The organism is Streptomyces sp. NPDC004721 (assembly GCF_053601495.1).
The window spans coordinates 168,688-194,196 of record NZ_JBSGBZ010000004.1; the positions used below are offsets into that span (position 1 = coordinate 168,688).

A 25,509-nucleotide genomic window follows, 5' to 3' on the forward strand; every position below is an offset into this window, starting at 1 on the left:
CGGATGCGGGTTCAGGCGCCCGCCCCGGTCCTGGTCAGCGTGCGCGCCGGCGGACGGGTGAGGTCCAGTCGGTCCCGCACCGCGCTCGGCGGCTTCGCGTACATCGCGATGGCCCGTTCCCGCTCCCGGGCCACCCTGCTCTGCCCTCGTTGTGCGGAGCCGATGATCCACGTCGGATCCGCCTTCGCGCTGCCCCTCGCCCGTCGGTGCCACCGGCTGCGCCGGCATACCGACCGCAAGGACTGGCGGCGCTCGTCAGTGAGGCCGACGCATCCGCGCTCATTGACAGGGCATCGGCGTGGTCTTAGCTTCTCTGCGAGACATCGGACATCAGACGTCCTATGTCCAGCAGTGGAGTGCTTCGAAGGAGCGACGACTGATGGGCAACGCGCACGACAGCAGCTTTTCCCGCAGGGCGGCCCTGATCGGAGGCATGGGCGTTGCCGCCGGCGCCTCACTGGCGGCAACGACGTCCTCGGCGTTCGCCGCCACGGCCCGCTCGGCAGCCACACCTCCGGCCATCGACCCCACCAGTGGCAAACACAAGTACTTCGCCTTCGACACCGGCTTGTGGAACGGCCATCTGATGTCGAACTGTCAGGTGGGCATGGGGAGTTTCACCAAGGACACGGCGCACAACCCGCTGTTCGGCGAGGGCCTGTACGAGCATCCGGCGCTGCCCTGGGAGCCACGTTTCGACAACGGCTACCCGAATGTCTTCTGGGATCCCGAACACCGGAAGTTCCGCTGCTACTACACGCTCTTCCTGGTGGACCCGTCGTCGTCGAGCACACCCGTCGACCAGCGGATCGGAAAGACGTACTCCACTGCGAACCGGGTGACCGGCTGTAACTACGCCGAGTCGGCAGACGGAATCCACTGGACCAAGCCCGATCTGGGACTCGTCGACTTCAACGGCAGCACGGCGAACAACATCCTGCTGAAGGGAGTCCAGGGGACTTCGGTCCTCTACGACCCTGAAGACCCCGATCCGTCCCGCCGGTACAAGCTGATCACCCTCGCGTCCAAGCTGTCCGTCGCGTTCTCCTCCGACGGCATCCATTTCACGCCGCTGCGGCCCTGGCCGGCCAACAGCCCCTCTCCGGGGGCGGACTGCCACAACCGCGTGTTCAAGGACAGCGTAAGCGGGGAGTACGTGCTCATCACCCGCCTGTGGGACAGCAACGTCCGCGTGGTGGCCATGTCGCGGAGCACCGACTTCGTCAACTGGTCGAAGCCGGTCGAGGTGCACCGCGGCAACGGCTTCGAGTCCCAGGTGTACTCGATGCCTTCGTGGGAGTACGGCCAGGGTCTGTACCTGGGCCTCGGCTCTGTCTACACCGATGGTGACAAGACGCTTCCGGACTACGACACGGTAGACCTCTCGCTCCTGTGGTCCACCAACACCACCGAATGGAACAACGTCGCCCCGGACGACAGCACCTTCATCCCGCACGGCTCGGGCATGGGCCGGTACCCGCGCGGTGACTTCGACAGCAGCGTCATTTTCGCGTCCGTCCCGATCGAGATGGACAACCGCCTCTGGTTCTACTACATGGGCGGCAAGGGATGGCACACGTCCTGGCGGCAGACAGCACTCGGGCGAGGGTGGATCGAGAAGGACAAGTTCGCCTACTACGGCGGTCGGCAGGTCCAGAAGCCCACCGTGGTCACCACACAAGGCCTCAACTTCTTCGGCGATGATGTGCGGTTCCTCATCGACATCGACCACGGCGGCTCCGTCTCCGTCGCCCTGATGGACCAGAACGGAACCGCCGTCCAACCCGGCTTCGAGGCAGACAGAAGCGTTCTCGAGCCGGGGCCGGATGGCTGGTACCAGGTTCGGTGGCGCGGTGCGGACGTCCGCTCGTTGGACCCGAGTCTCTTCTACGCGCTGCAGATCACGATGAAGAACACCCGGCTCTGGGCCCTCGGAGGAGACTTCTACGTCCGTCCCCTGAAATACGCCAAGCCTTGACCTCGATCGGCCGTGACGAGTGAGTCTTTCACGGAGCCGGTGCTGACTGGGTGACGGTCAAGTCCGCCGTCGAACCGACCGGATCAGTTCTCCAGGCGGACCGGCATCAGGAGTGAGAGCGTGTGCTCGTCGTCGGGGCGGCGGATGACGAGGGGGGCCGTGGGGGTGGTGAACTCCAGGAGGAGTTCGGGGCGGGATCCGGCGGTGAGGGCGTCGTGGAGGAAGTCGCGGTTGACGGCGATGTGGTGCTGGTCCTCGTCGCCGTCGCCGCAGACGGTCACCGTGCCGTCGTCCGCGAACTTCAGCACGCTGAGGGCGCAGGGCGGGCCGTCCTGGTTCCGTGGCTCACTGGTGCGGACGGGGCCGGTCGCCAGGGACTCCCGGAGAGCGGCGACTTCGACGAGGGTGCGTCGGCGGTCGGGCAGGTGGACGAGGCGGCGGTAGTCGGGAAAGTCGTGGTCCAGGCACTGGCCGGCCGTCTGGCGGTCGCCGGCCTCCAATGACACGCGGCCGCCGTCGACGGTGAGTTCCACGGTTTCCTCTCCGTCCAACAGCGCCCGCATCGCGTCGGCGAGGGGAAGGGGCACGATGATCTGCACCCGTCCCGCGTCGTGTCCGGTGGTCCGGGTCCGCGCTGCGGCCAGCCGGTACCGGTCGGTGGCCACCGCGCGCAGGTCTTCGCCCTCGATGTCGAACAGGAGCCCGCAGAGCATCGGCAGTTCCGGATCGGTACTGGCCGCGAAGCGGACCGCGTCCAGCGCGGCGGCCAGTTCCGGGGCGGGGACGGACAGCCGGACTGTGGCGGTGCGGAGCGAAGTCATGGGGTTCTCCCTGTGGTCGAGTACGGCTCGAAGTGCGGAGAGCTCGCTGCGGGCATCGGACAGGCCCCGTTCGAGACGGCGCAGGTGCGCCTGAAGGAGCCCCCGCACCAGGTCGGTGTCCGCGTTGGACCAGCCGGCCAGCACCAGCCGGATGTCCGCCAGCGGCATCCCGGCCCGACGCAGCCGGGCCAGCAACCGCGCCTCGTCGAGCTGACCGGGCTCGTACCAGCGGTAGCCGCTCACCGGGTCCACCCAGGCGGGGACCAGCACCCCGGACCGGTCGTAGAACCGCAGCGCGCTCACGCCCAGTCCGCTGTCCCGGGCCATCTCCCCGATACTGCGCATCTCGCTTTCCACACCCCGAACCCTGAGGCCTCGACCAGGTCGAGGGTCAACTGGGCGCGGGATCAGCCTTGGATCAGCCCTCGCCCGCCTCCCGTGCGCTGCGCTCCAGGCGGCGTCGGTGGGTCTCCCACCATGCGCGATCGCCCGGAGGGATGTTGCCGGCGCCCTGTGACAGGCCTACGGTCCCGTCGATGAGCTCCCGGACGATGTCGGCGTGGCCGGCGTGCCGCTGGGTATCGGACAGCACGCGGACCAGGACGTGGTGCAGGGTCACCTCTCGCCGCTCCTCCGGCCACCACGGGACGTGACCGGTCGCGTCGAGCGGCAGCTGCGCGATCGTCCCGTCCGCGTGCTCCCAGGCTTGCCGGTAGAGCCCGACGATCTCCTCGCGCGACTCGTCCGCGGTGGCCCACATGTCAGCGTTGGGCTCGGCGTCCTCCGTGTACCACCAGGGCGGCGGATCCTCCTTGAAGAACGGCCGTCCGAACGTGTCGCCGAAGTAGCCGAGTTCCACACCGGCGGTGTGCTTGACCAGCCCCAGCAGGTTGGTGCCCGTGGGAGTCAGAGGGCGGCGTACGTCGTATTCCGAGAGCCCTTCGAGCTTCCACAGCAGGGCGTCACGGGCGTCTTGCAGATAGCGGAGAAGGTTCGCCTTCGGGTCTGCTTCGATCATGCCGGGCAGTCTTCCAGCCGCCACTGACAACGGGGCCCGCCTGTCGCCCGGGTGCGTGGGGCGGGTGCGGGAGACAAGCTGAGAGTACGGATCCAGGGCAGGTGAGTCATGAGCGGCCTGACGGCGTCCGCCGCACGGATCGTGGTCGGCGTCGACGGCTCCGAGCCGTCGAAGGCCGCCCTGCGCTGGGCGGCGCGGCAGGCCGCCCTGACAGGTGCCGTGATCGAGGCGGTAACCGCGTGGGAGTACCCGCTGTGGTACGGCACCAGCCCCATGGCCGCCGGTTTCGATGTCGCGGACAACGCGGCGAAGATCCTCAGCCAGGCGCTCGACGAGACCTTCGGCCCCGACCGGCCGGTCGAGATCCGGCCCCGGGTCGAGCGCGGACACCCGGCGGCCGTGCTGCTCGAGGCCTCCCGGGAGGCGGAACTGCTGGTCGTGGGGAACCGGGGGCACGGCGGATTCACCGAGGCGCTGCTCGGGTCGGTCGGCCAGCACCTCGTTCAGCACGCGGTGTGCCCGGTGGTTGTCATCCGCGGCCCCGTACCGAGCGCCGCCCATGGGGCCAATGGTGTGGGGTGAGGCCATGTGGCCCTATGACACAGGGCGTCGGCCGGGCGAGTCTGGGAGGACGCGGGACCTGAGCGCGGGAGCAGGAAAGAAGGTTGACGTCATGGCCTGGGCATCATGGACCACCCCCGGGGTCTTCACCGGCCGGGGCGGTGTACGGACCGACGAGGCGGGGGTCGTCACCGGCAACCTGACCGTCCACACCACCTGGGACGGCAACAACGCCGACGTGACGGTCGGGTACACCGGCACCTCCGAATGGTTCACCTTCACCGGAAGCCCCGTGCCCTGCCGTTCCGAGCGGCGCAGCCGGGAGCTGCACCAGGCCGTGGTGGCCGCCGTCGGCGCGGGTGGCGGAGCCACCATCCAGCAGACGCGGGTGAAGGAAACGACCTGAACGACTTGTTCCGTTCCTTCTCGGCAGATCGTTCCCGTGGCGCTCAGGCGCGCGTGTCGTCGGGTTCGGGACCCCAGTACTCCGGGCCGCCCCCGCGCCAGTCGATCAGCGGGGAGACCGAGACCTCCACGGGATCGACGTCCAGCCCCGCGCGGCGCAGGAACTCGGCGACGTCGGCGACGCTGTAGGCCAGCCCCAGGATCTCGCCGTTCACGCGGACGCGCCGGCCGCCCGTCGGGGAGGGCGGGTGCACGATCACAGGCAGTGGTCCGGGCATGTACCCAGCATCGGATGCGGGCCGCGCCGCCGCATCCGGACGGCGGCGGTCCGCGCCCTGGCCTGCTCCGAGGAGGGCCCGATTACGCTGTCCGGGTGACGGACAGCAACAGACGGCCGCTCGCCGTGTTCGACCTGGACAACACCCTCGCCGACACGGCGCACCGGCAGCGCTTCCTCCAGCGCCGCCCGCGCGACTGGGACGCCTTCTTCGCGGCCGCGCCCGACGATCCGCCGATCGGGCAGGGGGTGGAGCTGGCCCGCCGGAGCGCGGTGGAGTGCGAGATCGTCTACCTCACCGGGCGGCCCGAGCGGTGCCGCCGGGACACCCTGGACTGGCTGGCCGCCCACGGGCTGCCCGAGGGGCGCCTGCACATGCGGCGCGACGGCGACCGCAGACCGGCCCGCCGCACCAAGCTGGAGATCCTGCGGCGGCTCGCCCGCGGCCGGGAGATCCGTGTCCTCGTGGACGACGACGAGCTGGTGTGCGAGGACGCCGAACTGGCGGGGTTCCGCGTCCTGCGCGCCCGCTGGACGGCGCCGTCCGCCGAGTTGAGGACGGCGCAGGAGAGCGAGGGGCGTACCTGAGCCGCAGGAGGGCCGGCCACGCACCAAGAGGGACGCGCCAAGAGGGACGTACGGGGGGGAGGGACGAGAGCGGGGGACGCAGGCGCGTCAGTCCGCGTCCTCGATCCGGAAGCCGACCTTCAGGCCGACCTGGTAGTGCTCGATCCGCCCGTCCTCGATCTGGCCCCTGACCTGGGTCACCTCGAACCAGTCCAGGTTGCGCACGGTCTGCGAGGCGCGGGTGATGGCGTTGCGGATGGCCTGGTCGACGCCTTCGTGCGAGCTGCCGACGATCTCCGTGACCCGGTAGGTGTGGTCGGTCATGCGGGTGGCTCCTCTCGGCGGGCGGCGCCGGTGACGCGGGTAAGGGGCGTCACGACTTCCGGGCGCGCGTGTGGCGCGCGTCACTCCACCGTGCCGTATGCGGAGACGCGGCGCGAGATGAAGAAGTGCGGCAAGCGGGACATCACTTGACCCAGGCATTGGTCCATACCAAAATCGCAGCCACACCCGCGCGAGCCCTGCTCGTCCCCCCACGTCGGGCCCCCTCCCTGTGCGTCGGAAAGAACAGGACCCCTCGTGAGACCTCGCCTCCTCGCTCTGGTGTGTGCGTCCTCCTTCCTGGTCAGCGCCTGCGGCGTGCTGTCGCCGGGCGGAAGCGGGCGGCACACCGTCACCGTGTGGATGATGAAGGGCAGCGCGTCGCAGGACTTCCTGGACCGCTTCACCGAGGACTTCGAACGCACCCACGGCGACCTGCGCCTCGACATCCGCATCCAGGAGTGGACCGGTATCGGTCCGAAGGTGCAGGCCGCGCTCACGAATCGCTCCGAGGGCGGCCCCGACGTCATCGAGGTCGGCAACACCCAGGTCGCGCAGTACGCCAAGGGCGGCAGGCTGACCAACCTGACGCTGGAGTCGATGCGGGACTGGGGCATGCGGGACTGGCTGCCCGGCCTGGCCGAACCGGGGCTGGACAACTCCTCCCAGTACGGCATCCCGTGGTACGCGGCCAACCGGGTCGTCATCTACCGCAAGGAGCTGTTCGAGCAGGCGGGCATCACCAAACCGCCCCGCAACCGGACCGAGTGGCTGGCCGCCAGCGAGAAACTCAACTCCGAGGCCAACCAGGGGATCTACCTCGCCGGACAGGACTGGTACACGCTCTCCGGCTTCATCTGGGACGAGGGTGGCGACCTCGCCACGGAGACCGACAGCGGCTGGAAGGGCACCCTGGACGGTGAAGCCGCGCTGCGCGGCATGGACTTCTACCGGCAACTCCAGGCGCTGGGCCGGGGCCCGGTCGACGCCGACGAGGAACACCCCCCGCAGGCGGAGGTGTTCGCCGAGGGCAAGGTGGCGCAGATCGTGGCGGTGCCGGGCCTCGCCCAGACCATCGTGGGGAAGAACCCCGACCTCAAGGACAAGTTGGGCTTCTTCCCCGTGCCGGGCAGGACCGCCGCCCGGCCGGGCTCGGTGTTCACCGGCGGCTCCGACCTCGTCGTGCCCCGTAACACCACCGACCGGGACGGCGCCGTCGCCGTGGTCGCCGCCCTCACCGGCGCCAAGTGGGACACCGACCTCGCCCGCACCATGAACTACGTTCCCAACAAGACGAAGCTCGCCGCCGCCGTCGCGGACGAGGAGGGGGTCGCGGCCATGGCGGCGGGCGCCGCACACGGCCGGGCGACCCCCAACACGCCGCTGTGGGCCACAGTCGAGGCCGACAACCCGATCAAGGACTACATGACGAAGGTGCTCTCCGGGGGCGACCCGGGAACGGAGGCCCGCCGCGCCTCACAGCGGATCACCGAGCAGTTGGCGTAGCCGCCCGGGCCCGGGGCGATGGCCCCCAAGCCCTCCGGGCAACGGCCCGGAGGACTCGGAGGACTCGGAGGACTGGGAGGACTGGGAGGCCCTCAACGGCGTCCGGAGCCTCGCCCCCGACACCGGCCCCCCGTCACCGCACCAGACTCAGCGACAGCGCGAAGCGTTCCTCACCGTCGGTCCACCACCCGCCCAACTCAAGCCCAGCAGCGGCGAGTTCCACGCTCACCCGGTCCTTGCGGAACTTCGCCGACACCTCGGTGCGCAGTTCCTCGCCCGCCGCGAAGTGCACGGCGAGATCGAGCGCGGGCACCTTCACCGTCTGCGCGGTGCGTGAGCGCAGCCGCATCTCGATCCACTCGTTCGTCGTGTCCCAGAGCGCCACGTGGTCGAAGGCGTCCGGCTCGAAGTCGGCGCCCAGCTCGCGGTTGACCACGCTCAGGACGTTCTTGTTGAACGCGGCCGTCACCCCGGCCGCGTCGTCGTACGCCCTGACCAGCACGTCCTCGGCCTTGACCAGGTCGGTGCCGAGCAGCAGCGCGTCGCCGGGGGAGAGCAGGGCGCGCACCGAGGCCAGGAACTCGGCGCGTTCGCCGGGCAGCAGGTTGCCGATCGTGCCGCCGAGGAACGCCAGCAGCCGGGGGCCGGGGGAGTGGGGGAGAGTCAGGCAGGCGGTGAAGTCGGCGATCAGCGCGTGCACGTTCAGTCCGGGCCGCTCGGCGACCAGGGCCCGCCCGGCCTGTTCCAGCGCGGTGTCGCTGACGTCGACGGGGACGTAGGTGTGCAGCCGGGGCAGTGCGTCGATCAGATGGCGCGTCTTCTCCGAGGAGCCGGAGCCCAGTTCGACGAGCGTGCGGGCGGGCAGCGCGTCGGCGATCTCGGCGGCGCGGCCGACGAGGATCTCCCGCTCGGCACGGGTCGGGTAGTACTCGGGCAGTTCGGTGATCTGCTCGAACAGCTCGCTGCCGCGCGCGTCGTAGAACCACTTCGGCGGCAGCGTCTTGGGGTCGGAGGTCAGGCCCTTCTGGACGTCGGCGCGCAGGGCCGCGGCCATGGCGTCCTCGGGCAGGGTACGGGTGATACGGAACTCACTCACGTGCGGGGCTCCTCGGATCGTGCGGATGCCAGGTCCTCGGTGGGGTCCTTGAGCGGGGTGAGCAGGACGTCCGTACGGCTCGCCGCGAGCAGGGTGCGGTCGGGCACCTGAACCCAGTGCGGGTCGTCGTCGTAGGGTTCGGAGGCCACCACCGTGCGGCGGCCCGGCTCGGCCAGGTACCACAGGCTGTCGCCCCAGGCGGTCGCGGTGATCGTCTCGCCGTTGGTGAGCAGCAGGTTGAGCCGCGAGCCGGGGGCCGCCGCGGCGACCTCCAGGACGGTGTCGGCGAGCGCCTGCCCCTCCTCGTCGCCGCCGCGGAGCCGGGCCAGCACCAGCGCCCACACGAGCGCGGAGTCGTTGCGGGCCTCCAGCGTCAGCAGGTCCCGCGGCGGCAGGGTCCGGGACACCGCGGCGAGCGAGTCCGGCCAGCCGGTGACGGCGCCGTTGTGGCTGAACAGCCAGGTGCCCGCGGCGAACGGCGCCGCCGCGGCCTCCGCGTCCGCGCCCGAGAGGGTGGCGTCCCGCACCGCGGCGAGCAGCGCCGAGGTGCGTACGACCCGGGACAGGTCGGCGAAGGACAGGTCGGCCCAGATGGGCCCGGCGCGGCGGTAGCGGGCCGGCACCGGGTCGCCCTCCGCGTACCAACCCACCCCGAAGCCATCGGCGTTGACCGTCCCGTGCCGCTGGTGCCGGGGCGCCCACGCCTGCCGGTACAGGCTGTGCGCCGGTTCCACCAGATACCGGCCGAGCGGCTCCTCGGGTCCCAGATAAGCCAGGTGACGACACATCAGATGGCCTCCGAGCGGGCCGTGCGGAACCCGGAGAAGATCTGCCGCCGCACCGGGTAGTCCCAGTTGCGGAACGTGCCCCGGCAGGCCACCGTGTCCACGGCGAACGACCCGCCGCGCAGCACCTTGTACTCGGGCCCGAAGAACACCTCCGAGTACTCCTTGTACGGGAACGCGGTGAAACCCGGGTAGGGGAGGAGGTCGCTCGCCGTCCACTCCCACACGTCCCCGATCAACTGCCGTACGCCGAGCGGCGACTCCCCGGCCGCATGGCTGCCTGCCGGGGCCGGGCGCAGATGCCGCTGGCCGAGGTTGGCGTGCTCCGGCGTGGGGTCGGCGTCGCCCCACGGATAGCGCGTCGAACGCCCGGTCACCGGGTCGTGGCGCGCCGCCTTCTCCCACTCGGCCTCGGTGGGCAGCCGGCGTCCGGCCCAGCGGGCGTAGGCGTCGGCCTCGTACCAGCACACGTGCAGGACCGGCTCGTCGGGCGGTACGGCCTCGGTGGCGCCGAACCGGCGGCGGAGCCACTGCCCGCCGTCACGCCGCCAGTACAGCGGCGCTTCGATGTCGTGCCGTCGTATGTGGGCCCAGCCGTCCGGCGCCCACCAGCGGGGCTCGGTGTAGCCGCCGTCCTCGACGAACGCCTGGTAGGCGGCGTTGGTCACCGGGGTGGTGTCGATCCAGAACGGCGCGACCTCGCGCACGTGCGCGGGCCGCTCGTTGTCCAGCGCCCATGGCTCGGTGGAGGTGCCCATGGTGAACGGGCCACCGGGGACGAGGACTTCGGGCGGACCGGTGAACGGCGGGGCCGGCTCCGGGTCCGGTGCGGTCAGGGCCTGCGGGCCCCGGCGGAGCTGGTGGGTGATCAGCATGGTCTCGTCGTGCTGCTGCTCGTGCTGCGCGATCATGCCGAAGGCGAAGCCGGCCTCGGTCAGCCGGGTGCCGTGGAAAGCGGTGGACTCCAGTACGTCCAGCACCCGGCCGCGCACCTCGGACGCGTAGCCCCGGGCCTCGTCGGGGGCCATCAGCGGCAGCGAGGGGCGTTCGGCACGCGGGTGCTCGAAAGCGTCGTAGAGGCTGTCGATCTCGGGGCGCATCGCCTCGCGGCCGGCGACCGCCCGCAGCAGCCACAGCTCCTCCTGGTTGCCGATGTGGGCGAGGTCCCACACCAGCGGGGACATCAGCGGCGAGTGCTGGGCGGTGAGGTCGGGCTCCTCCACGCAGGTGGTCAGCAGCGTGGTGCGGTCACGGGCCGTGGTGAGCGAGCGCAGCGCGCGCTCGCGCAGCGTCTCGGCGTCGAACGTCTCGGTGTCGAACGTCTGCGAGTCGATCGTCTCTGCGTCGGGGGCGGGATCGGTCATGGCGCGATGTCCTTCCCGTGGGCGGTGGGGGTTCCCCGGGTCGTACGGAGGCCGGACCCGGGGTTCTCCGAGCCGTGCAGCCGGTCCAGCAGGTCGTCGGCGGGACAGCGGCCCCGGCGGACGTAGCGGTCCTGGAACGCCGCGACGGCTTCCGTGACCTCGGTGGTGGCGCCAAGCCGGGGCAGGGCCTCCAGGGCGGCGGCGAAGCAGGCGACGGCGGCCTCGCGCAGGTCGGGGTCGGCGAGCCCGGAGCGGGCCGCCTCGGTCCACAGCGGATTGTGCGGAGCGGGCAGCGGCCCGGACCGCTCGGCGAGGGGCTTCACCACCCGGTAGACGGTCTCCGCCGCCTCCGGGTCGTCGAAGAGCGCCGCGGTGACCGCCAGCGGCACGATCCACCCGTCGTCGCCGGGCTGTGCGTCGATCATGCGCAGCTCCAGATGGCCCCGCGGCCGGATCGGCGGGAACAGCGTCGTGAGGTGGTAGTCGAGATCCTCGCGGGTCGGCGGCCTCGGCCGGCGCGAGCTGATCCACCTGCGGAAGGTGAGCCCGTCGGGCACCTCCCACGGCCCGTCCTCGTGCCGTACGCACATCACCGGCGCGTCCAGCACGTGCCGGGCCCAGGCAGTGCGGGGACTGCCGTTCAGCGCGGGGGCGCCGGCCCGGCCCGGGCCGATCTCCATCCACATCAGCTGCCGCGTGGAGAGCCAGCCGGTGGGGCGCCGCGCCACCAGCGGGGAGTGGGCGAACGCGGCCACCAGCACCGCGCCCAGGTGGTGCGCCAGCCACCAGCGGCGCCCGTGGCCCAGCGGTCCGGGCTCCTCGTGGCCGGCGTCCACGCAGACCTGCACGGACGCCGAGGCGCACATCATGTGCCGGCCGGCCGGGCCACCGCGGTCCAGGCAGGCCTCCAGGGCGTCGTAGCGCTGCTCGCGCAGGAATCTGCGGGGGGTGTGCCAGGGATCGTGGCCGACACCGACGAGACGGAGTCCGTCCTCGGCCAGTACGGCGCGGACGGCGTCGAGGTCGGCGGAGACGGTACCGATGCACTCCATCAGGGAGGCGGCGGGCGGCGAGCTCAACTCCAGCTGGCCGCCGGGTTCGACGGTGAACGCCGACCTCAGGGGCATGGTCCGCAGTGCGGCGTAGGCCGCTTCGAGACGTTCGGGTGTCACGGGGAGCCGCGGCGTACGCAGCTCATGGACGAGCCATTCCACTTCGACCCCGAGGGCGCGGGGCGGTCCGGTCTTGAAGCAGATGCCGCTGACCAGAGCCTCGGCCTCGGCTTCGGTGACGGCGGTACGGGGTTCCGCACAGCCGCCCGCCGAGGTGGGTTGCGCATCGGACATGTCGGGATCCTCCTGAGATTCCACCATGCCACCGGCCCGGCGGTCGGAGGGCCGGGCCGGGGCCGCACCGTCCCAGCCAAAACCCTCCGGCCGATTCGCACAAGGGTGCAAATCGCGACAATCGTGGCGTCAAATCTCCGTATCCGCGATATTTCAGACGCTCACCCGCGGTGCCGGGGCCCGGCACATCCGCATGGGTCCGCCCCCTTCGCGGGGGTCCCGCGGGCAGACCGGGCCCCGCGCCCGGTTCTACTCCGACCGGGTGACGTGGGCGCCGTGGCGCCCGGCCCGCGCGTCAGTTCCAGCCGTAGCGCTCCCGCAGGCGGTGCACCACGAGGCCGAACCGTATCCGGTCCAGCGCGCACGCCTCACGGCGCATGCCGTCCTCGTGCAGCCGCAGCACCCGGTCGACGTCCACCCACGAGTCCCGTCCCGACCGGTCCCACGGGCCGCTCCCGATGGCCACCCACTCGCGGTCGCCGTCGTGCGCCTTGCTGGACAGCTGCACGGCCAGGAGCGTCCCGGTGACCTCCCGGGCCACCACCAGCACCGGCCGGTCCTTGCCCCGGCCGTCGTTCTCCTCGAACGGCACCCAGGTCCAGACGATCTCCCCGGGGTCGGGGTCGCCGTCGTGCGCGGGCGCGTACTCGGTGCGCACCCGGCCGACCTCGCGCGGGTCGGCCTCGGTGGTGGCCGTGGGGCCGTAACGGCCGGGCACGTTCTCATCGGTGTCATCGGTAAAGGCAGTCACGGAAGAACCCTAGAACGTGCGTATCAAGCCCCGTCACGGGGGCGGATCCGCATACCGGGGCGGCGCCGGTGGACGGTGAGATAGGCCAGGCCCTCCGGGCCGGCGGTGAGGCTGCGCGTGGAGCCTTGCGGCAGCCAGACGGTCGCGCCCTCCGTCAGCTGCCGGGGCTCGTCGCCGGTGCCCGTGCCGAGCACACCGCCGCCCGCGACGACGAACAGCAGGACGTCCAGGTCCGGTTCGCGGTGCGGTGCCACGCCCGTGCCGGGCGCCAGCCGTACGACGTTCGCGTCGAGCTGGCGCCCGGACTCCGCCAGCTTCCACAGCACGCCGCCCGGTACCGGCGGAGCATCGGCCAGCGCCCGGGCGTCGCACAGGACCCGCGGTTCCGGCTCCGCGGGGCCGCCCGTCCCGGTGCCGTGGTCGGAAGGCGATGTCATCGTGCACCCCTCATTTCCCGGGACCGTCATTCCCCATCGGGGCCGTCATTCCCCCGGGGTCCGCGCTCCGGGTCTACGATTATTACATGTAGCATTCGTGAAAATTGCTTCGGGTGAGAAGAGCTTCGGGTGAGAAGAGCTGAGTGGACGTGACCACCCCACGGGAGAGCCCCCGTCGACGCGAGGTGCTGGACATGCTGCGGGCCGCGGTCGAGCCGCTGGGGGTCGCTGAGGCGGCCGAGCGGATCGGACTGCACCCCAACACCGTGCGCTTCCATCTCGACGCCCTGGTGGCCGAGGGCGTCGTCGTACGCCAGGTCGAGGAACCCTCGGGGCCCGGCCGCCCCCGTACCGTCTACGCCCCCCGGCCCGGCATGGACCGCCGGGGCACGCGCAGCTACCGGCTCCTGGCGCAGATCCTGCTCGGGCAACTGGCCTCCGAGGGGCCCGGGGCGCGGGAGGCCGCGACGGAGGCGGGCCGCGCCTGGGGCGGTTTCCTGGTCGATCCGCTGCCGCCCTCGCCGCCGCCCACGGCCGAGCGGGCGGCGGCCCGGCTCGTCGCCCTCCTGGACGACCTGGGCTTCGCCCCTGAGCCCGAGGGCGGCGGCGCCGGAGAACCACCGGAGCGGATCCGGCTGCGCCACTGCCCCTTCCTCGAACTGGCCGAGGAACACGGCCAGTTGGTGTGCCCGATCCATCTGGGCCTGATGCAGGGAGCGCTGGCCGAGCTACGTGCACCGCTGGTGGCGACCGGACTGGAACCCTTCGCGGAACCCGACTCCTGCCTGGCCCACTTGTCCACCCGCCAGGCGGGGTCGCCCGCGCCGGTGCCGGCGCCGGGTGGCTGACGTGAAGGGCGGCGGGGGCAGCGCTTTGGCGGATCTGGTGGGACTCGGTGGGCCCGGTGGCCGGTCCGGCGGACCCGGTGGCCCGATGGTCCGGCGGTCTGGTCGCCCGGTGGACCGGATGGTCCGGTGGGCCTGGCGGCCTGGCGGCCTGGCGGCCTGGCGGCCTGGCGGCCGTGGTGGCCCTGCCAGTCCCGGCAGCCCTGCCAGTCCTGGCGGACCTAGCGGCCCCGGTGGCCTAGCGGCCCCGGTGGGTTAGCGGACCCGCCGGACCCGGCGGGGCGGGTCCGGCGGCGTCCCGGTGGCCTGGCTGGCCGGTGGTCCGGTGGCTCTGGCGGGCCGGGTGGCCCTGGTGGGTCCGATGGCCCGAGGGCTCTGTGGAGCGGCGGCCCGGTCGTCTCGGCAGGCCCCGGCAGTTCCTGCACACCTTGCAGAAAGGCGATATATCGATGAACACCACGGCGGCCGCCATCGCGAGTGCGGTCACCTTCGTCTGGCTCGGTATGGTGCTGGCCATTTCCTTTCTTGAGGCCCCGCTGAAGTTCCGGGCCCCTGGCGTGACCATCCCCATCGGGCTGGGCATCGGCCGGCTGGTCTTCCGGGCGCTGAACCTCGTCGAGACCGTCCTGGCCCTCGTGGTGATCGTCGCAGTCGCCGCGGGCGGACCTCCGGCCGGGGTCGCCGGGCTGACCGCGGCCGTCGCCGTGCTGCTCCTCGCCCAGTTGGCCTTCGTACGCCCCCGCCTCAACCGCAGGTCCGACCTGGTCCTGGCCGGTGAAGAGGCCGGCGAGGACCGTCCCCGTTCGCGCGGCCACCTGGCGTACGTGGCCCTGGAGATCGCCAAGGTGGCCGTCCTGATCGCCCTCGGCATCAGCCTGCTGACAGCGTGATCGGCGGCCCACCGCCCTGCCGTCGGCCCCGATGGGCGCCTCGCCGATGCCGTGCCGCGGTCAGCTGTTCCGCAGCCAGTGCGCGACCTGCTCCGGAGTGGAACGCGGCGCGTCGATGAGGTGGGGAACGAAACGGGACCGGCGGTCGGTGACGATCTCGTTGGATTCGCGGATGCCGACCCCGGCCGACCTGCCGCCGATGACCCACGAGCCGATCACCATGTGGTTGCCGTCGAAGGACGGCGGCCGGTGGAACTGCTGGAACAGGAACGGGCCGTCGTCGAACCGGCCGGCCTGGTCGAAGTGGTGCTCCGCGGAACGGACCTTGATCGAGGCACCCTCCCAGCCCCACAGGGGCTTGGCGACCCATTCGGTCAGATCGCGGGGGCCGTCGAGGTAGGACGGCAGGAGGTTCGGGTGCCCGGGGTACAGCTCCCACAGCACCGCCAGCAGCGCCTTGGTGGACAGCAGCGCCTTCCACATCGGTTCGAGCCACTGTGTCGAACGGGGCTCGGCCTCCAACTGCGGGGCGTAGGCGCTCTCGAACGCCCAGTCCCACGGGTACATCTTGAAGCAGGAGTCGATGGGTACGTCGCTCAGATCCACGAAGCGCCGGATGCCGCTGTGCCAGCCGACGTCCTCCATCGTCAGGCCCACCGTGGGAAGGCCCGCCTCGACGGCCGTGTCCCGCAGGTACGCCGTGGTGATGATGTCCTCGTCGGGCTCGTCGACGGAGTGCGCGAAGTGGACCTGGCCGCCCAGCCGCGGAGCCAGCCGCTGCCACGTCCGCACCAGACGCTCGTGGATCGTGTTGAACTGGTCGCGGTCCGGATGCACGTCCTCCAGCCACTGCCATTGCAGCACCGCGGCTTCGAGCAGCGCCGCCGGAACGTCGCCGTTGTACTCGTACAGCTTGGCGTCGCCCGTGCCGTCCCAGGCGAAGTCGAACCTGCCGTAGATGCTCGGTGACTCGTTCTCGAAGGTCTCGAGCATCGGTCTCGCCCAGCGGGGGTCGATGCCGAGGCGTTCGACGTCGCCCTTCTCCAGGACGTTCCGGGCCGCCGCCACGCACATCGCGTGCAGTTCCTCGGTGACGTCCTCCAGGTAGTCCACCTCGCGCGAGGTGAGCACGTAGGCGGCGCTCTCGTTCCAGTAGGGCAACTTACGGCCGTCGGGCAGTACTTCGGTGTGGAACGGAAGGCCTGACTGGAGCACCGTCTGCTCCCAGCCAGGCCTCGGGGTGCGGAGTTCGCGTCTCATGGATCAGCCGCCGACCGATCCGCCCTTGGCGGAGAAGCCGCCGCGGACGACGCTGCCGGACTTCGGCGCGGTGAACGAGCCGTTGCCCTTGCTGAGGTCGACCTTCTGTCCGACGGCGGGGACATTCTTGCCCCGCGGGGTGTACCACCAGGCGTAGTTGCCTCCGCCGGCCCCACCGGCCCCGCCGGAGCTGCAGTGGTGGTCCGTCACGCGTTTCTGCGTCAGCCTGTCCATGCATGTGCCCTGGTAGTCCGGGCCGCTGGAGCAGCCGCTGAGGGCTATCGCCATCGCGACAGCACCCACGGCGCCGACCGAGACCTCGAAGGAGCGGCGACGTGAACTGGTGTGCTGCTGACTCGTCACGAACAGATCCCTCCGGATACGTCTGCTGATCCGCGGCAGTGGTGTGCCGCGCGATACGGCGTCGAGACGGGCGGAGTCACCGGGGAACGGCCAGGCCACGCCAGCGACTTGAAATCGCCCGCGACAGGTCGACATGCCCCGTTCATTCCGACCGTCCCTCGCCATGTACAGGTACTTGGCCTGTCAAACATACCGTTGGCGCATTTGCGTTCGAACAGCGGAGTCATGTTCCGGTTGTCGTACGGGGCTTGCCGGAGGGGCAGGGAGTGGCCTGGGCCGTTCTCCGCACGGCCGGTGTCCGGGACCCGACGGTGGGATTTCCCCCCTCTTTCAAGACTGGTCTACCGTTATTCGCCTGTACCAGCACCACTTGGGGGAATCCGTGCGAACTCGTCTCGCCGCCGCCGTTCTGACATGTGCCGTGGTCGGCGTCCTCGTGGCCTGTGAGCCCGCGGACGGCACCAAGTCACCCGGGGGCGCCACCCGTTCGGTGTCGGCCCCCGTCGCCTCGGGCAGCAGTGAGCCGGCGCAGGACGGCAAGCCGGGAGCGGACCAGCGGAAGAAGGTGCCGGCCTTCGTCGGTATGGGGTTGCAGTCCGCGCAGGACGCCGCCCAGGAACAGGGCTTCCACTCGCTGAAGTCGCACGACGCCCTGGGCCGTGGCCGGATGCAGGCGTTCGATCGGAACTGGAAGGTGTGCAGCCAGAACGTGGCGGCGGGCACGACGGTCTCGACCGGTACGACCTTGGACTTCGGCGCGGTCAAGCTGGAGGAGTCCTGTCCCGCGAAGGACGAGGCTCCGCCCTCGGCCGAGGGCGGGAAGATGCCCGACTTCAAGGGGAAGTCGGTGAAGGCGGCTCGCGCCGCCCTCGACGCGAGCACGTCGCTCACGGTGAAGGACGCGTCGCCGGACCACCGGTGGGTGCTGGTGGAGAGCAACTGGCAGGTGTGCTCGCAGACTCCGGGCCCGGGTACCGAGCTCAAGGGGCAGCCGGTGTCCTTCACGGCGGTCAAGTTCGGGGAGTCCTGCCCGTAGACACGGGCGTGGGGCTGGGGCGCGGAGCCTCGCGGAAAGCCGGAAGGGGCCGGCGCCCAGACGGCGCCGGCCCCTTCCGGGGTGCTCAGGCGGCGGCCACCTCGCCGGTGTGGCCGTGCAGGCGCGCGACGACCTCGGTGAGCTGGGCGGCGACCTCGGCGTCGTCGACCGGGTGGGTCTCGGCGAAGCGGGTCACGGAGCCGGGGATGGAGAGCTTGATGTCCTCGATCACCTTGCCGCCGGCGATGCCCACGGCCTTGCGGGTGTCGTCCTGCGCCCACACGCCGCCGTACTGGCCGAAGGCGGTGCCGATGACGGCGACGGGCTTGCCGACGAAGGCACCGGCGCCGAACGGGCGGGACAGCCAGTCGATGGCGTTCTTCAGGACGGCCGGGATGGTGCCGTTGTACTCGGGGGAGAAGAGCAGGAAGGCGTCGGCGGACCCGGCGACCTCGCGCAGCTTGGCGGCGGCGGCAGGCACGCTGCCCTCGACGTCGAGGTCCTCGTTGTAGAACGGGATGTCGGCCAGGCCCTCGAACAGCTCGACCTCGGCGCCCGCGGGGGCGAGCTTGATTGCGGCCTCGGCGAGCTGGCGGTTGTGCGAACCGGCGCGGAGGCTGCCGACGAGCGCGAGGATGCGAACAGACATGGGGGACTCCAAGGGGGATGACACAATGGCGTTACGGATCCGGACCGAGGTCCGTTTAATTTTCTACCACCATAACCGGACCACGGTCCAGTTCTGCTCCCGATGCCTTACGCTGTCTTCATGTCCCGCCCCCTGTCGCCCCTTCCGAAGCCCCAGGAGCCTCAAGAACCTCAGGAGACCCGGGAGCCGCTGACACAGCCGGTGTTGCTCGACTTCGGCGCCGGCGAGGACGAGCCCTGTCTGCGGGCCGACGCGGCCCGCAACCGCGCCCGGCTGCTGGACGCCGCGGCGCGCCTGGTCGCGGAGCATGGCGCGGCCGGAGTCACGATGGAGGCGGTCGCCGCGGCGGCCGAGGTGGGCAAGGGGACGGTCTTCCGACGCTTCGGCGACCGCACCGGCCTGCTCAGGGCGCTGCTGGACCACTCGGAGCGGAAGTTCCAGGCCGCGTTCCTCAGCGGGCCACCGCCCATGGGTCCCGGCGCGCCGCCCGCCGAGCGGCTGCGGGCCTTCGGCTGCGTGGCGCTGCGCCGCGCGGCCGACGAGCTGGAACTGCAACTGGCGGCCGATCCGGGGCCGGCCCGCCGCTTCGGAGTGCCCGCCCGCCAGGTCCAGTACGCCCATGTGGCGATGCTGCTGCGGCAGGCGGCCCCGGACGCGGACAGCGAACTCCTCGCTCACACGCTGATGGGGTACCTCGAGCCCGCACTCATCCACCACCTGACCCGGCAGTGCCAGATGCCGATGGAGCGGTTGCAGTCGGGCTGGCACGACCTGGTCGCCCGAATCACCTCCACGGGGCCGACCTGCTGAGAGCCGGGGGACCGGTGCGGCCGACTCGGCCGTGAGCGGCGTGTGCTTCCGTCGAACACCCCCGGCGGGCTTGCGTGGCGTTCGAGCCGAAGGGTGGAAGAGCGGCGCTGAGAGCGGGCGTGCCCTGCGGGACGCGCGGATCGCCTGTGCCCCCGCCGTCGTGGCCTACGTGTGTGCGGCCTTCCCGTACGTGGACGCGGTGGCCCCGTCATCACCCGGTGGACGACATGGGCGGGCCGCGCGCCGGTCGGCCCTGTGGGGCCGGCGGCGATGTCCCCGGGGTCGCGCCGCGGGGCCGACACCAGCACCGACACCAGCACCGCGTCCTCGTCCGCTGCCCGGGGCATCGGACAGGCGGTGCGGCCCCGCAGGGCGCATTGCCGGGTTGCCCGGCTCGGCGGGCGACCTACGCGTCCTCACCCTCCGCGTACCGGTCCCGCATCTGTTGCCGTTTCAACTTCGGTCTGGAATAGGGCAGTTCACCAGACGGACGGCCCACGGCTTCTGCCAAGATGCCGTACGTCATGGTGCAGATTCCCAAACCCGCCGCGCCCCCGTCGCCCGCGCCGCGCTCCGTGCCCACGAGCGCCGACGTGGCCCGACTGGCCGGCGTCTCGCGCGCGACCGTCTCCTACGTCCTGAACAACACCAGAGCGGTCCGCATCAGTGAGCCCACCCGCCGCCGGGTCCACGAGGCCGCCGAGGAACTCGGGTACGTACCGCACGCGGCGGCGCGCAGCCTGCGCGCGGGGCACAGCCGTATGGTCCTGATGCCCGCCCCGGCCATCCCGGCCGGCCCGCTCTACAGCCGCTTCCTGGAAGAACTCCAGTGGGCGCTCGGCTTCCTCGACTACACCGTCGTACAGCACGCCACCGCGGGCCTGCCCGGTGACGAGGCCGCCCGGGCCTGGGCCGAACTGCGCCCGGTAGCCGTCCTGGTGTCCGGCGTGGGCCTCGGACCCGCGGGCGTCTCGGTGCTCAAACGCTCCGGCGCGCGTGCCGTCGTCACCCTCGGCCCGGAGCCCGTCGAGGGGGCCCACGCGCTGCTCATGGACCACGAGAGCGTCGGCCACCGGGCCGGTGTCCACCTGCACGCCCGTGGCCGGCGCCGTATCGGCGTGGTCGTGCCCGAGGAACGCGGACTGGACATGTTCTCCCGGCCCCGGCTCGCCGGCGTACGGCGCGCCCTGCGCGGCACCGACGGCAGCGTGACCGAACTGCCCCTCGGCTACGACGAACGGTCCGCCGCCCACCTGGCGGCCCGCTGGCGCGACCTCGGCCTCGACGCGGTGTTCGCCTACAACGACGAGTACGCCATGCTGCTGATGCGTGCCCTGCAGGACGGTGGCGTGCGCATCCCCGAGGAGACGGCCGTGATCGGCGCCGACGACCTCATGCTCGGGCGGCTGCTGCGGCCCCGGCTGAGCACCGTCCACATCGACCTGCCCTCCGGCCGCGACCTGGCCGAACTGGTCGACCGCGCCGTACGCGACCCCGGCGCCCCGCCCGAGCGGCACGCGGTACTGGGCGCGACGGTGGTCCACCGCGAGTCCACATGACCCGCGAGTCCGCGTGACCGCGAGTGCACGTGACCCGCCCCCGTATGACTGACCCGCGACAGGCCGGCCGGCGCTACGACAAAGCGGTGGGCGCCGCTCCCGAAGGGAGGACACCCACCGCCCGGCACGCTCGGAAAGCAGCCCGTCGAGACCTCACGGTCCGATCCACCGACCGATCTACTGACCGTTTCTACTGACCGTTCTGCTGCTCGGCGACCGCCTTGCGGACCTCGTCCATGTCCAGCTTGCGGGCCTGGCCGATCACGTCCGCCAGAGCGGCCTCGGGCAGCGCACCCGGCTGCGCGAACACGGCGACCTGGTCACGGACGATCATCAGTGTCGGAATGGACTGGATGCCGAAGGCCGCCGCCAGTTCCGGCTGGGCCTCGGTGTCCACCTTGCCGAACACCAGGTCCGGGTTCTCCTCGGCCGCCTTCTCGTAGACCGGGGCGAACTGACGGCACGGTCCGCACCAGGACGCCCAGAAGTCGATGAGGATGAATTCGTTGTCCGTGACCGTCTGGTCGAAGTTCTCCTTGGTCAGCTCCACGGTGCTGCTCATGGCGTATCCCTCTTCCTGGTGCTTCCTGGTGTCGGCTTACCGGCGTGGGGCGAAGCCGTGGGCACAACACGGCCGACCCTACGGGTATTCCGCGCACGTACCCGTGTGGCCAGGGCGCACACCACCCACCAGACTGACCCCATGACCGAAACGGAAACCATCGCGTACGACGTCGTGGTGCTGGGCGCCGGACCCGTGGGGGAGAACGTGGCCGACCGCACCCGGGCGGCCGGCCTGTCCACCGCGATCGTGGAGAGCGAACTGGTCGGCGGCGAGTGCTCGTACTGGGCGTGCATGCCCAGCAAGGCCCTGCTGCGCCCGGTCATCGCCCGCGCCGACGCCCGCCGTCTGCCGGGCCTGAGCCAGGCTGTGCGCGGCCCCCTCGACGCCCCCGCGGTCCTCGCCCGCCGGGACGAGTACACCTCGCACTGGCACGACGACGGCCAGGTGCGCTGGCTGGACGGCATCGGCGCCGACCTCCACCGCGGGCACGGCCGGCTGGCCGGTCCGCGCACGGTCACGGTCGACGGCCCTGACGGCACGCGCAGGACGCTGACCGCCCGGCACGCCGTCGCCGTCTGCACCGGAACCGGCGCCCGGCTGCCGGACCTGCCCGGGCTCGACGCCGTCAAGCCGTGGACCAGCCGCGAGGCCACCAGCGCCGAACAGGTGCCCGGGCGGCTGATCATCGTGGGCGGCGGTGTCGTCGCCACCGAGATGGCCACCGTCTACCAGGCGCTCGGCTCGCAGGTCACCGTCCTGGTCCGGGGCAAGGGGCTGCTGGCGCGCATGGAACCCTTCGCCGGGGAACTGGTCGCCGACGCCCTCGCGGAGGCGGGCGCCGACATCCGCACCGGCACAACCGTGGAGTCGGTCGCCCGCGAGAACGGCATTGTCGTGGCCGTCACCGGCAGCGGCGACCGCGTCGAGGCCGACGAGATCCTCTTCGCCACCGGGCGCGCGCCGCGCACCGACGACATCGGCCTGGAGACGGTGGGCCTGGAACCCGGCTCCTGGCTGCCGGTCGACGACAGCCTGCGCGTGCAGGGCAGCACCTGGCTGTACGCGTGCGGCGACGTGAACCACCGCGCGCTCCTCACCCACCAGGGCAAGTACCAGGCCCGGATCGCGGGCGACACGATCGGCGCCCGTGCGGCCGGTGTGCCCCTGCTGGAGACGGACCCGTGGGGCGCGCACGCCGCCACCGCCGACCACCACGCCGTACCGCAGGTCGTCTTCACCGACCCGGAGGCCACGGCCGTGGGCCTGTCCCTGGCCGAAGCCGAGCAGGCCGGCCACCGCGTCCGGGCCGTCGACGTCGACCTCTCCTCGGTCGCCGGGGCCGGCCTGTACGGCGACGGCTACCGCGGCCGCGCCCGCATGGTCGTCGACCTCGACGCCGAGATCCTGCGCGGTGTCACCTTCGTCGGCCCCGGCGTCGGCGAACTGCTCCACTCGGCGTCCGTCGCCGTCGCCGGCCAGGTTCCGATCAGCCGCCTGTGGCACGCGGTCCCGTCCTACCCGACGATCAGCGAGGTGTGGCTCCGCCTGCTGGAGGCGTACCGGGGCTGAGCGCGCGCCCTCGGAACCGCCCCGGCCGTTGCGGCAGTTCGCCCAGGGGCGGTGCCCCGGTGCTCGCCTACGGCAACTCGAAGCCGAGCGCCCGCGCGGCCTCCGCCGGGGTCGGCTGGGTCCAGCGGTGCGCCATCGCGTCGTTGGAGGAGAGGGAACGGAGTTCGGCGCGGTCGAGGTAGAGGGTGCCGCCGAGGTGGTCGGTCTCGTGCTGGACGATCCGGGCGGGCCAGCCCGGGAACACCTCGTCCACCGCGCACCCGTGCTCGTCCAGGGCCCGCAGGCGCACCTCGGCGTGCCGTGCCACCACGGCCTGCCAGCCAGGGACGCTCAGGCAGCCCTCGTAGAACGCGGCGCGCGCAGTGCCGACAGCCTCGTACGACGGATTGACCAGCACGCGGAAGGGGAGCGGCACCCGTCCGCGCGCCAGTCGTACCTCGTCCGGCACCGGTGCCGGGTCCTCCACGACCGCGATCCGCAGTCCGACCCCGACCTGCGGCGCGGCCAGTCCCACGCCCGGCGCCGCGTGCATGGTCAGGCGCATCGCCTGAACGAAGCGGGCCAGCAGCTCGGGCTCCAGTTGGCCGTCGAACGGTTCGGCGGCGCGTCGCAGCACCGGGTCGCCGGCGGCGACGATGGGCAACGGGCCGCCGTCGGCGAGGAGTTCCTCGACCTGCTCGGCCAGGGGCGTACGCGCACGGGGGGTAGCCATCACGCCAGGATGCCACGGTGCTCGCCCGGCCCGGCCCGGCCCGGTCCGCCTGGCGCAGGCAGGCCACCAACCTGGCGCGTAACCGGCGCCGGTACGGCCTGACGGGGGTGAGGCGGCGCCGGTTCCCGCAGGGCGTGCGGGAACCGGCGTGCAGCACCTCCGGCCGCACCCCCGACCGGGCCTCCGGTGTGAAGTAGCGTGGTGCGACACGCCGACGCCGGAGGGAGACGCACATGACGACACAACACCGGCGTGCCCGGCGCGGGCAGGGTGAACTGGAGAGCCAGGTGCTCGGCGCGCTCCGCGAGGCGGACGGCCCGGTCACCGCGGCCTGGGTGCAGCAACGGCTCGGCGGCGACCTCGCCTACACCACCGTGGTCACCATCCTGACCAGGCTGCTCGCCAAGGATGTCGTCTCCCGCGAGCGCCAGGGCCGCTCCTTCGTGTGGATCCCGACCGCGGACGTTGCCCGCCTCGCGGCGCTCCGGATGCGCCGGCTGCTGGACGGTGAACGGGACCGCGAAGCCGTGCTGACCAGCTTCGTCACCACGCTGCCGCCCGGCGACGAGCAGGTGCTGCGCGCACTGCTGGACACGGCGGACGCCGCGGACGGTACCGACAGGGCTCGACACCCGAGGGACGACGGTACGGAACACTGACGCCTCATGGGGCTCTACGTCTTACTGCCGCTGGTACTGCCGCTGTCCGCCTGGCCCGTCGCACGCCTGGCCGCACCGCGCCTGCACCCGCGCACGGCCACCCGGCTGCTGACCCGGGTGGCCGCCGTCATGGGCGGATGCAGCACGCTGTGCCTCGCCCTGCTCACGGTCGTCGGCAGCGCCCAGCTGACCGGCAGCCCGGTTCCGGACGGATGGGCCGATCCCGAGTTCAGGGCGGCCGTCTCGCGCGACCGGGTCGCGGGCCGTGCGGCGATCCCCGCCCTGGGACTGGTCGCGGTGGCCTGCGGGCGCACCCTGTGGCGCCACCGGCGGGTGGCCCGCCGCGCCCGGCGGGCCCTGACCGGGCTGCGCGGCGCACCCGTCGTGGTCCTGCCCGACAGCACGCCGTACGCCTACGCCCTGCCCGGCAGCCTTGACCGGATCGTCGTCACCACGGCACTTCTGGACGGCCTCGCCCCGGACGAACGGCGGGCCCTGTTCGCGCACGAACGCGCCCACCTGGCGGCCCGCCATCACCGTCACCTGCTCACCGTCCACCTGGCGGCCTGCGCCAACCCCTTCCTGCGGCCGCTGCGGTCCGCCGTCGTCTACACCGCCGAGCGCTGGGCCGACGAGGAAGCGGCCCGCGCGGTCGGCGACCGGCGCGTGGTCGCGCGGGCGATCGGCAAGGCGGCCCTGCTGTCGTCCGCCGCGCCCGCGCCCACCCTCGCCGCGGTGGCCGCCGGTGGCCCGGTGCCGCGCCGGGTCGCCGCCCTGCTGGCGCCGGCACCGACGGGCCGGGACCGGCCGTCGGTCTTCACGGCGGTCGGCGCCGCCGTGTGGGGCGCCGCCGCCGGTGCGGTGGTGTCCGCGATGTCCTCGGCGACCTCCGCGGTCACCCTGTTCCTGCTCCTCCACCCGGCGGCGCCGCTCTGACCGTCTATTCGCTCCGGCCGTTCACCGGTCCCCGAAGTCGCCCGCGAGGGCGGAGGCGACACGCAGGTGTGTCTCGGCCTCGTCCTTGCGGCCCTGCCGCTGGAGGGTGCGGCCCAGCATCAGCCGGGCGTAGTGCTCCACCGGGTCGCGCTCGATGATGACGCGCAACTCGGCCTCGGCCCGGCGCAGTTGGGCCGAATGGTAGTAGGCGCGCGCCAGCAGCAGCCGGGGGCCGGTCTGCTCCGGCACCTCCTCGACCAGCCCGTTCAGCACGCGGGCCGCGGCGGCGTAGTCCCGAGCGTCGAAGAACATCTGCGCCCGCTCCCAGCGCTGCGCCGGGGTTCCGTGCTCGTAGTACGTCGTGTCCACCAGTGACCTCCTTCGGTGCCTCGTTCGGAGCCACCGGCCGCAACAACAGGCACG

29 protein-coding genes and 1 pseudogene are annotated in these 25,509 nt (G+C 72.0%); 14 read left to right on the top strand and 16 right to left on the bottom strand.

Annotated elements, in window-relative coordinates; translation table 11 throughout:
- Nucleotides 1-379 precede the first annotated feature (379 nt).
- Nucleotides 380-1,978 carry a hypothetical protein gene (locus ACWEK3_RS05055; RefSeq protein ID WP_450547053.1) on the top strand — a complete coding sequence of 533 codons (1,599 nt, stop codon included), beginning with the start codon at nucleotides 380-382 and terminating at the stop codon, nucleotides 1,976-1,978.
- Nucleotides 1,979-2,061: 83 nt separating this feature from the next.
- On the opposite strand, the gene ACWEK3_RS05060 is transcribed toward ACWEK3_RS05055, so the two are convergent.
- A complete protein-coding gene (locus ACWEK3_RS05060; protein ID WP_450547054.1) occupies nucleotides 2,062-3,144 on the bottom strand; it encodes a DNA polymerase III subunit beta family protein in 1,083 nt (360 codons plus the stop codon).
- 73 nt (nucleotides 3,145-3,217) lie between these two features.
- On the bottom strand, nucleotides 3,218-3,817 hold the full coding sequence (locus ACWEK3_RS05065) for a DinB family protein (RefSeq protein ID WP_450547055.1): 600 nt from the start codon (nucleotides 3,815-3,817) through the stop codon (nucleotides 3,218-3,220).
- Nucleotides 3,818-3,925: 108 nt separating this feature from the next.
- Here ACWEK3_RS05065 and ACWEK3_RS05070 point away from each other — a divergent pair, with 108 nt between their 5' ends.
- Nucleotides 3,926-4,399 (top strand): universal stress protein, encoded by a 474-nt coding sequence (locus ACWEK3_RS05070; protein ID WP_453248957.1) that lies wholly within the window; start codon nucleotides 3,926-3,928, stop codon nucleotides 4,397-4,399.
- 91 nt (nucleotides 4,400-4,490) lie between these two features.
- Complete coding sequence (locus ACWEK3_RS05075) at nucleotides 4,491-4,784, top strand: hypothetical protein (protein WP_450547057.1); 294 nt, start codon at nucleotides 4,491-4,493, stop codon at nucleotides 4,782-4,784.
- Between the two features lie 43 nt (nucleotides 4,785-4,827).
- Here ACWEK3_RS05075 and ACWEK3_RS05080 read toward each other — a convergent pair whose 3' ends face one another.
- Nucleotides 4,828-5,061 (bottom strand): hypothetical protein, encoded by a 234-nt coding sequence (locus ACWEK3_RS05080; RefSeq protein ID WP_361417754.1) that lies wholly within the window; start codon nucleotides 5,059-5,061, stop codon nucleotides 4,828-4,830.
- A 95-nt stretch (nucleotides 5,062-5,156) separates the two neighbouring features.
- On the opposite strand from ACWEK3_RS05080, the gene ACWEK3_RS05085 reads away from it, so the two are divergent.
- Nucleotides 5,157-5,648, top strand: a complete 492-nt coding sequence (locus tag ACWEK3_RS05085; protein ID WP_453248958.1) for a phosphatase domain-containing protein — start codon at nucleotides 5,157-5,159, stop codon at nucleotides 5,646-5,648.
- Nucleotides 5,649-5,735: 87 nt separating this feature from the next.
- On the opposite strand, the gene ACWEK3_RS05090 is transcribed toward ACWEK3_RS05085, so the two are convergent.
- Nucleotides 5,736-5,951 (bottom strand): dodecin, encoded by a 216-nt coding sequence (locus tag ACWEK3_RS05090; RefSeq protein ID WP_361417760.1) that lies wholly within the window; start codon nucleotides 5,949-5,951, stop codon nucleotides 5,736-5,738.
- A 255-nt stretch (nucleotides 5,952-6,206) separates the two neighbouring features.
- On the opposite strand from ACWEK3_RS05090, the gene ACWEK3_RS05095 reads away from it, so the two are divergent.
- Complete coding sequence (locus tag ACWEK3_RS05095) at nucleotides 6,207-7,454, top strand: extracellular solute-binding protein (protein ID WP_453248959.1); 1,248 nt, start codon at nucleotides 6,207-6,209, stop codon at nucleotides 7,452-7,454.
- A gap of 133 nt (nucleotides 7,455-7,587) precedes the next feature.
- Here the strand turns inward: ACWEK3_RS05095 and egtD are convergent, their stop codons facing one another.
- The 6 genes from egtD to ACWEK3_RS05125 all read right to left on the bottom strand — a co-directional run bounded on the left by egtD (nucleotide 7,588) and on the right by ACWEK3_RS05125 (nucleotide 13,233).
- Nucleotides 7,588-8,550 (bottom strand): L-histidine N(alpha)-methyltransferase, encoded by a 963-nt coding sequence (egtD, locus tag ACWEK3_RS05100; protein WP_450547060.1) that lies wholly within the window; start codon nucleotides 8,548-8,550, stop codon nucleotides 7,588-7,590.
- A complete protein-coding gene (egtC, locus tag ACWEK3_RS05105) occupies nucleotides 8,547-9,338 on the bottom strand; it encodes an ergothioneine biosynthesis protein EgtC (RefSeq protein WP_450547061.1) in 792 nt (263 codons plus the stop codon). The genes egtD and egtC overlap by 4 nt, the downstream gene beginning before the upstream one ends.
- Complete coding sequence (gene egtB, locus ACWEK3_RS05110; protein WP_453248960.1) at nucleotides 9,338-10,699, bottom strand: ergothioneine biosynthesis protein EgtB; 1,362 nt, start codon at nucleotides 10,697-10,699, stop codon at nucleotides 9,338-9,340. Before egtB ends, egtC begins: the two co-directional genes overlap by 1 nt.
- Nucleotides 10,696-12,045, bottom strand: coding sequence for an ergothioneine biosynthesis glutamate--cysteine ligase EgtA (gene egtA / locus ACWEK3_RS05115; RefSeq protein WP_453248961.1), 1,350 nt, complete (start codon nucleotides 12,043-12,045; stop codon nucleotides 10,696-10,698). Before egtA ends, egtB begins: the two co-directional genes overlap by 4 nt.
- A 295-nt stretch (nucleotides 12,046-12,340) precedes the next feature.
- Nucleotides 12,341-12,796, bottom strand: coding sequence for a type II toxin-antitoxin system PemK/MazF family toxin (locus ACWEK3_RS05120; RefSeq protein ID WP_453248962.1), 456 nt, complete (start codon nucleotides 12,794-12,796; stop codon nucleotides 12,341-12,343).
- A 23-nt stretch (nucleotides 12,797-12,819) separates the two neighbouring features.
- Nucleotides 12,820-13,233, bottom strand: a complete 414-nt coding sequence (locus tag ACWEK3_RS05125) for a hypothetical protein (RefSeq protein WP_453248963.1) — start codon at nucleotides 13,231-13,233, stop codon at nucleotides 12,820-12,822.
- 143 nt (nucleotides 13,234-13,376) lie between these two features.
- Between ACWEK3_RS05125 and ACWEK3_RS05130 the strand changes: the two genes are divergently transcribed.
- Together ACWEK3_RS05130 and ACWEK3_RS05135 are read left to right on the top strand one after the other, a co-directional pair.
- The gene (locus ACWEK3_RS05130; protein ID WP_450547066.1) at nucleotides 13,377-14,081 is read left to right on the top strand and encodes a helix-turn-helix transcriptional regulator; all 705 of its coding nucleotides are present in this window, start codon (nucleotides 13,377-13,379) and stop codon (nucleotides 14,079-14,081) included.
- 446 nt (nucleotides 14,082-14,527) lie between these two features.
- The gene (locus ACWEK3_RS05135) at nucleotides 14,528-14,968 is read left to right on the top strand and encodes a hypothetical protein (RefSeq protein ID WP_453248964.1); all 441 of its coding nucleotides are present in this window, start codon (nucleotides 14,528-14,530) and stop codon (nucleotides 14,966-14,968) included.
- Between the two features lie 60 nt (nucleotides 14,969-15,028).
- On the opposite strand, the gene ACWEK3_RS05140 is transcribed toward ACWEK3_RS05135, so the two are convergent.
- Both ACWEK3_RS05140 and ACWEK3_RS05145 read right to left on the bottom strand, forming a co-directional pair.
- Nucleotides 15,029-16,228 carry a glutathionylspermidine synthase family protein gene (locus ACWEK3_RS05140; protein ID WP_450546391.1) on the bottom strand — a complete coding sequence of 400 codons (1,200 nt, stop codon included), beginning with the start codon at nucleotides 16,226-16,228 and terminating at the stop codon, nucleotides 15,029-15,031.
- Nucleotides 16,229-16,231: 3 nt separating this feature from the next.
- Complete coding sequence (locus ACWEK3_RS05145) at nucleotides 16,232-16,591, bottom strand: hypothetical protein (protein WP_388733641.1); 360 nt, start codon at nucleotides 16,589-16,591, stop codon at nucleotides 16,232-16,234.
- A 382-nt stretch (nucleotides 16,592-16,973) separates the two neighbouring features.
- Between ACWEK3_RS05145 and ACWEK3_RS05150 the strand changes: the two genes are divergently transcribed.
- Nucleotides 16,974-17,627, top strand: coding sequence for a PASTA domain-containing protein (locus tag ACWEK3_RS05150; RefSeq protein WP_453248965.1), 654 nt, complete (start codon nucleotides 16,974-16,976; stop codon nucleotides 17,625-17,627).
- Between the two features lie 85 nt (nucleotides 17,628-17,712).
- Here the strand turns inward: ACWEK3_RS05150 and ACWEK3_RS05155 are convergent, their stop codons facing one another.
- Complete coding sequence (locus ACWEK3_RS05155; RefSeq protein ID WP_361417799.1) at nucleotides 17,713-18,276, bottom strand: NAD(P)H-dependent oxidoreductase; 564 nt, start codon at nucleotides 18,274-18,276, stop codon at nucleotides 17,713-17,715.
- Nucleotides 18,277-18,396: 120 nt separating this feature from the next.
- Here ACWEK3_RS05155 and ACWEK3_RS05160 point away from each other — a divergent pair, with 120 nt between their 5' ends.
- Together ACWEK3_RS05160 and ACWEK3_RS05165 are read left to right on the top strand one after the other, a co-directional pair.
- Nucleotides 18,397-19,086, top strand: coding sequence for a TetR/AcrR family transcriptional regulator (locus tag ACWEK3_RS05160; RefSeq protein ID WP_450546386.1), 690 nt, complete (start codon nucleotides 18,397-18,399; stop codon nucleotides 19,084-19,086).
- A 524-nt stretch (nucleotides 19,087-19,610) separates the two neighbouring features.
- Nucleotides 19,611-20,645 carry a LacI family DNA-binding transcriptional regulator gene (locus ACWEK3_RS05165; RefSeq protein WP_453248966.1) on the top strand — a complete coding sequence of 345 codons (1,035 nt, stop codon included), beginning with the start codon at nucleotides 19,611-19,613 and terminating at the stop codon, nucleotides 20,643-20,645.
- A gap of 190 nt (nucleotides 20,646-20,835) precedes the next feature.
- On the opposite strand, the pseudogene trxA reads toward ACWEK3_RS05165, so the two are convergent.
- Nucleotides 20,836-21,216: pseudogene (trxA, locus tag ACWEK3_RS05170) on the bottom strand (thioredoxin); the annotation flags it as partial.
- Between the two features lie 132 nt (nucleotides 21,217-21,348).
- On the opposite strand from trxA, the gene ACWEK3_RS05175 reads away from it, so the two are divergent.
- A complete protein-coding gene (locus tag ACWEK3_RS05175) occupies nucleotides 21,349-22,779 on the top strand; it encodes a dihydrolipoyl dehydrogenase family protein (protein WP_450546382.1) in 1,431 nt (476 codons plus the stop codon).
- 67 nt (nucleotides 22,780-22,846) lie between these two features.
- Here ACWEK3_RS05175 and ACWEK3_RS05180 read toward each other — a convergent pair whose 3' ends face one another.
- Nucleotides 22,847-23,491, bottom strand: a complete 645-nt coding sequence (locus ACWEK3_RS05180) for a peptide deformylase (RefSeq protein WP_453248967.1) — start codon at nucleotides 23,489-23,491, stop codon at nucleotides 22,847-22,849.
- Nucleotides 23,492-23,508: 17 nt separating this feature from the next.
- Here ACWEK3_RS05180 and ACWEK3_RS05185 point away from each other — a divergent pair, with 17 nt between their 5' ends.
- From ACWEK3_RS05185 to ACWEK3_RS05195, 3 genes are read left to right on the top strand one after another with little or no spacing between them, the layout of a single operon-like run.
- Complete coding sequence (locus ACWEK3_RS05185; RefSeq protein ID WP_450546378.1) at nucleotides 23,509-23,688, top strand: hypothetical protein; 180 nt, start codon at nucleotides 23,509-23,511, stop codon at nucleotides 23,686-23,688.
- A gap of 36 nt (nucleotides 23,689-23,724) precedes the next feature.
- Nucleotides 23,725-24,150 (top strand): BlaI/MecI/CopY family transcriptional regulator, encoded by a 426-nt coding sequence (locus ACWEK3_RS05190; protein WP_450546376.1) that lies wholly within the window; start codon nucleotides 23,725-23,727, stop codon nucleotides 24,148-24,150.
- Between the two features lie 6 nt (nucleotides 24,151-24,156).
- A complete protein-coding gene (locus ACWEK3_RS05195) occupies nucleotides 24,157-25,086 on the top strand; it encodes a M56 family metallopeptidase (RefSeq protein ID WP_450546374.1) in 930 nt (309 codons plus the stop codon).
- Nucleotides 25,087-25,107: 21 nt separating this feature from the next.
- On the opposite strand, the gene ACWEK3_RS05200 is transcribed toward ACWEK3_RS05195, so the two are convergent.
- Nucleotides 25,108-25,455 carry a tetratricopeptide repeat protein gene (locus tag ACWEK3_RS05200; protein ID WP_450546372.1) on the bottom strand — a complete coding sequence of 116 codons (348 nt, stop codon included), beginning with the start codon at nucleotides 25,453-25,455 and terminating at the stop codon, nucleotides 25,108-25,110.
- Nucleotides 25,456-25,509: the final 54 nt, after the last annotated feature.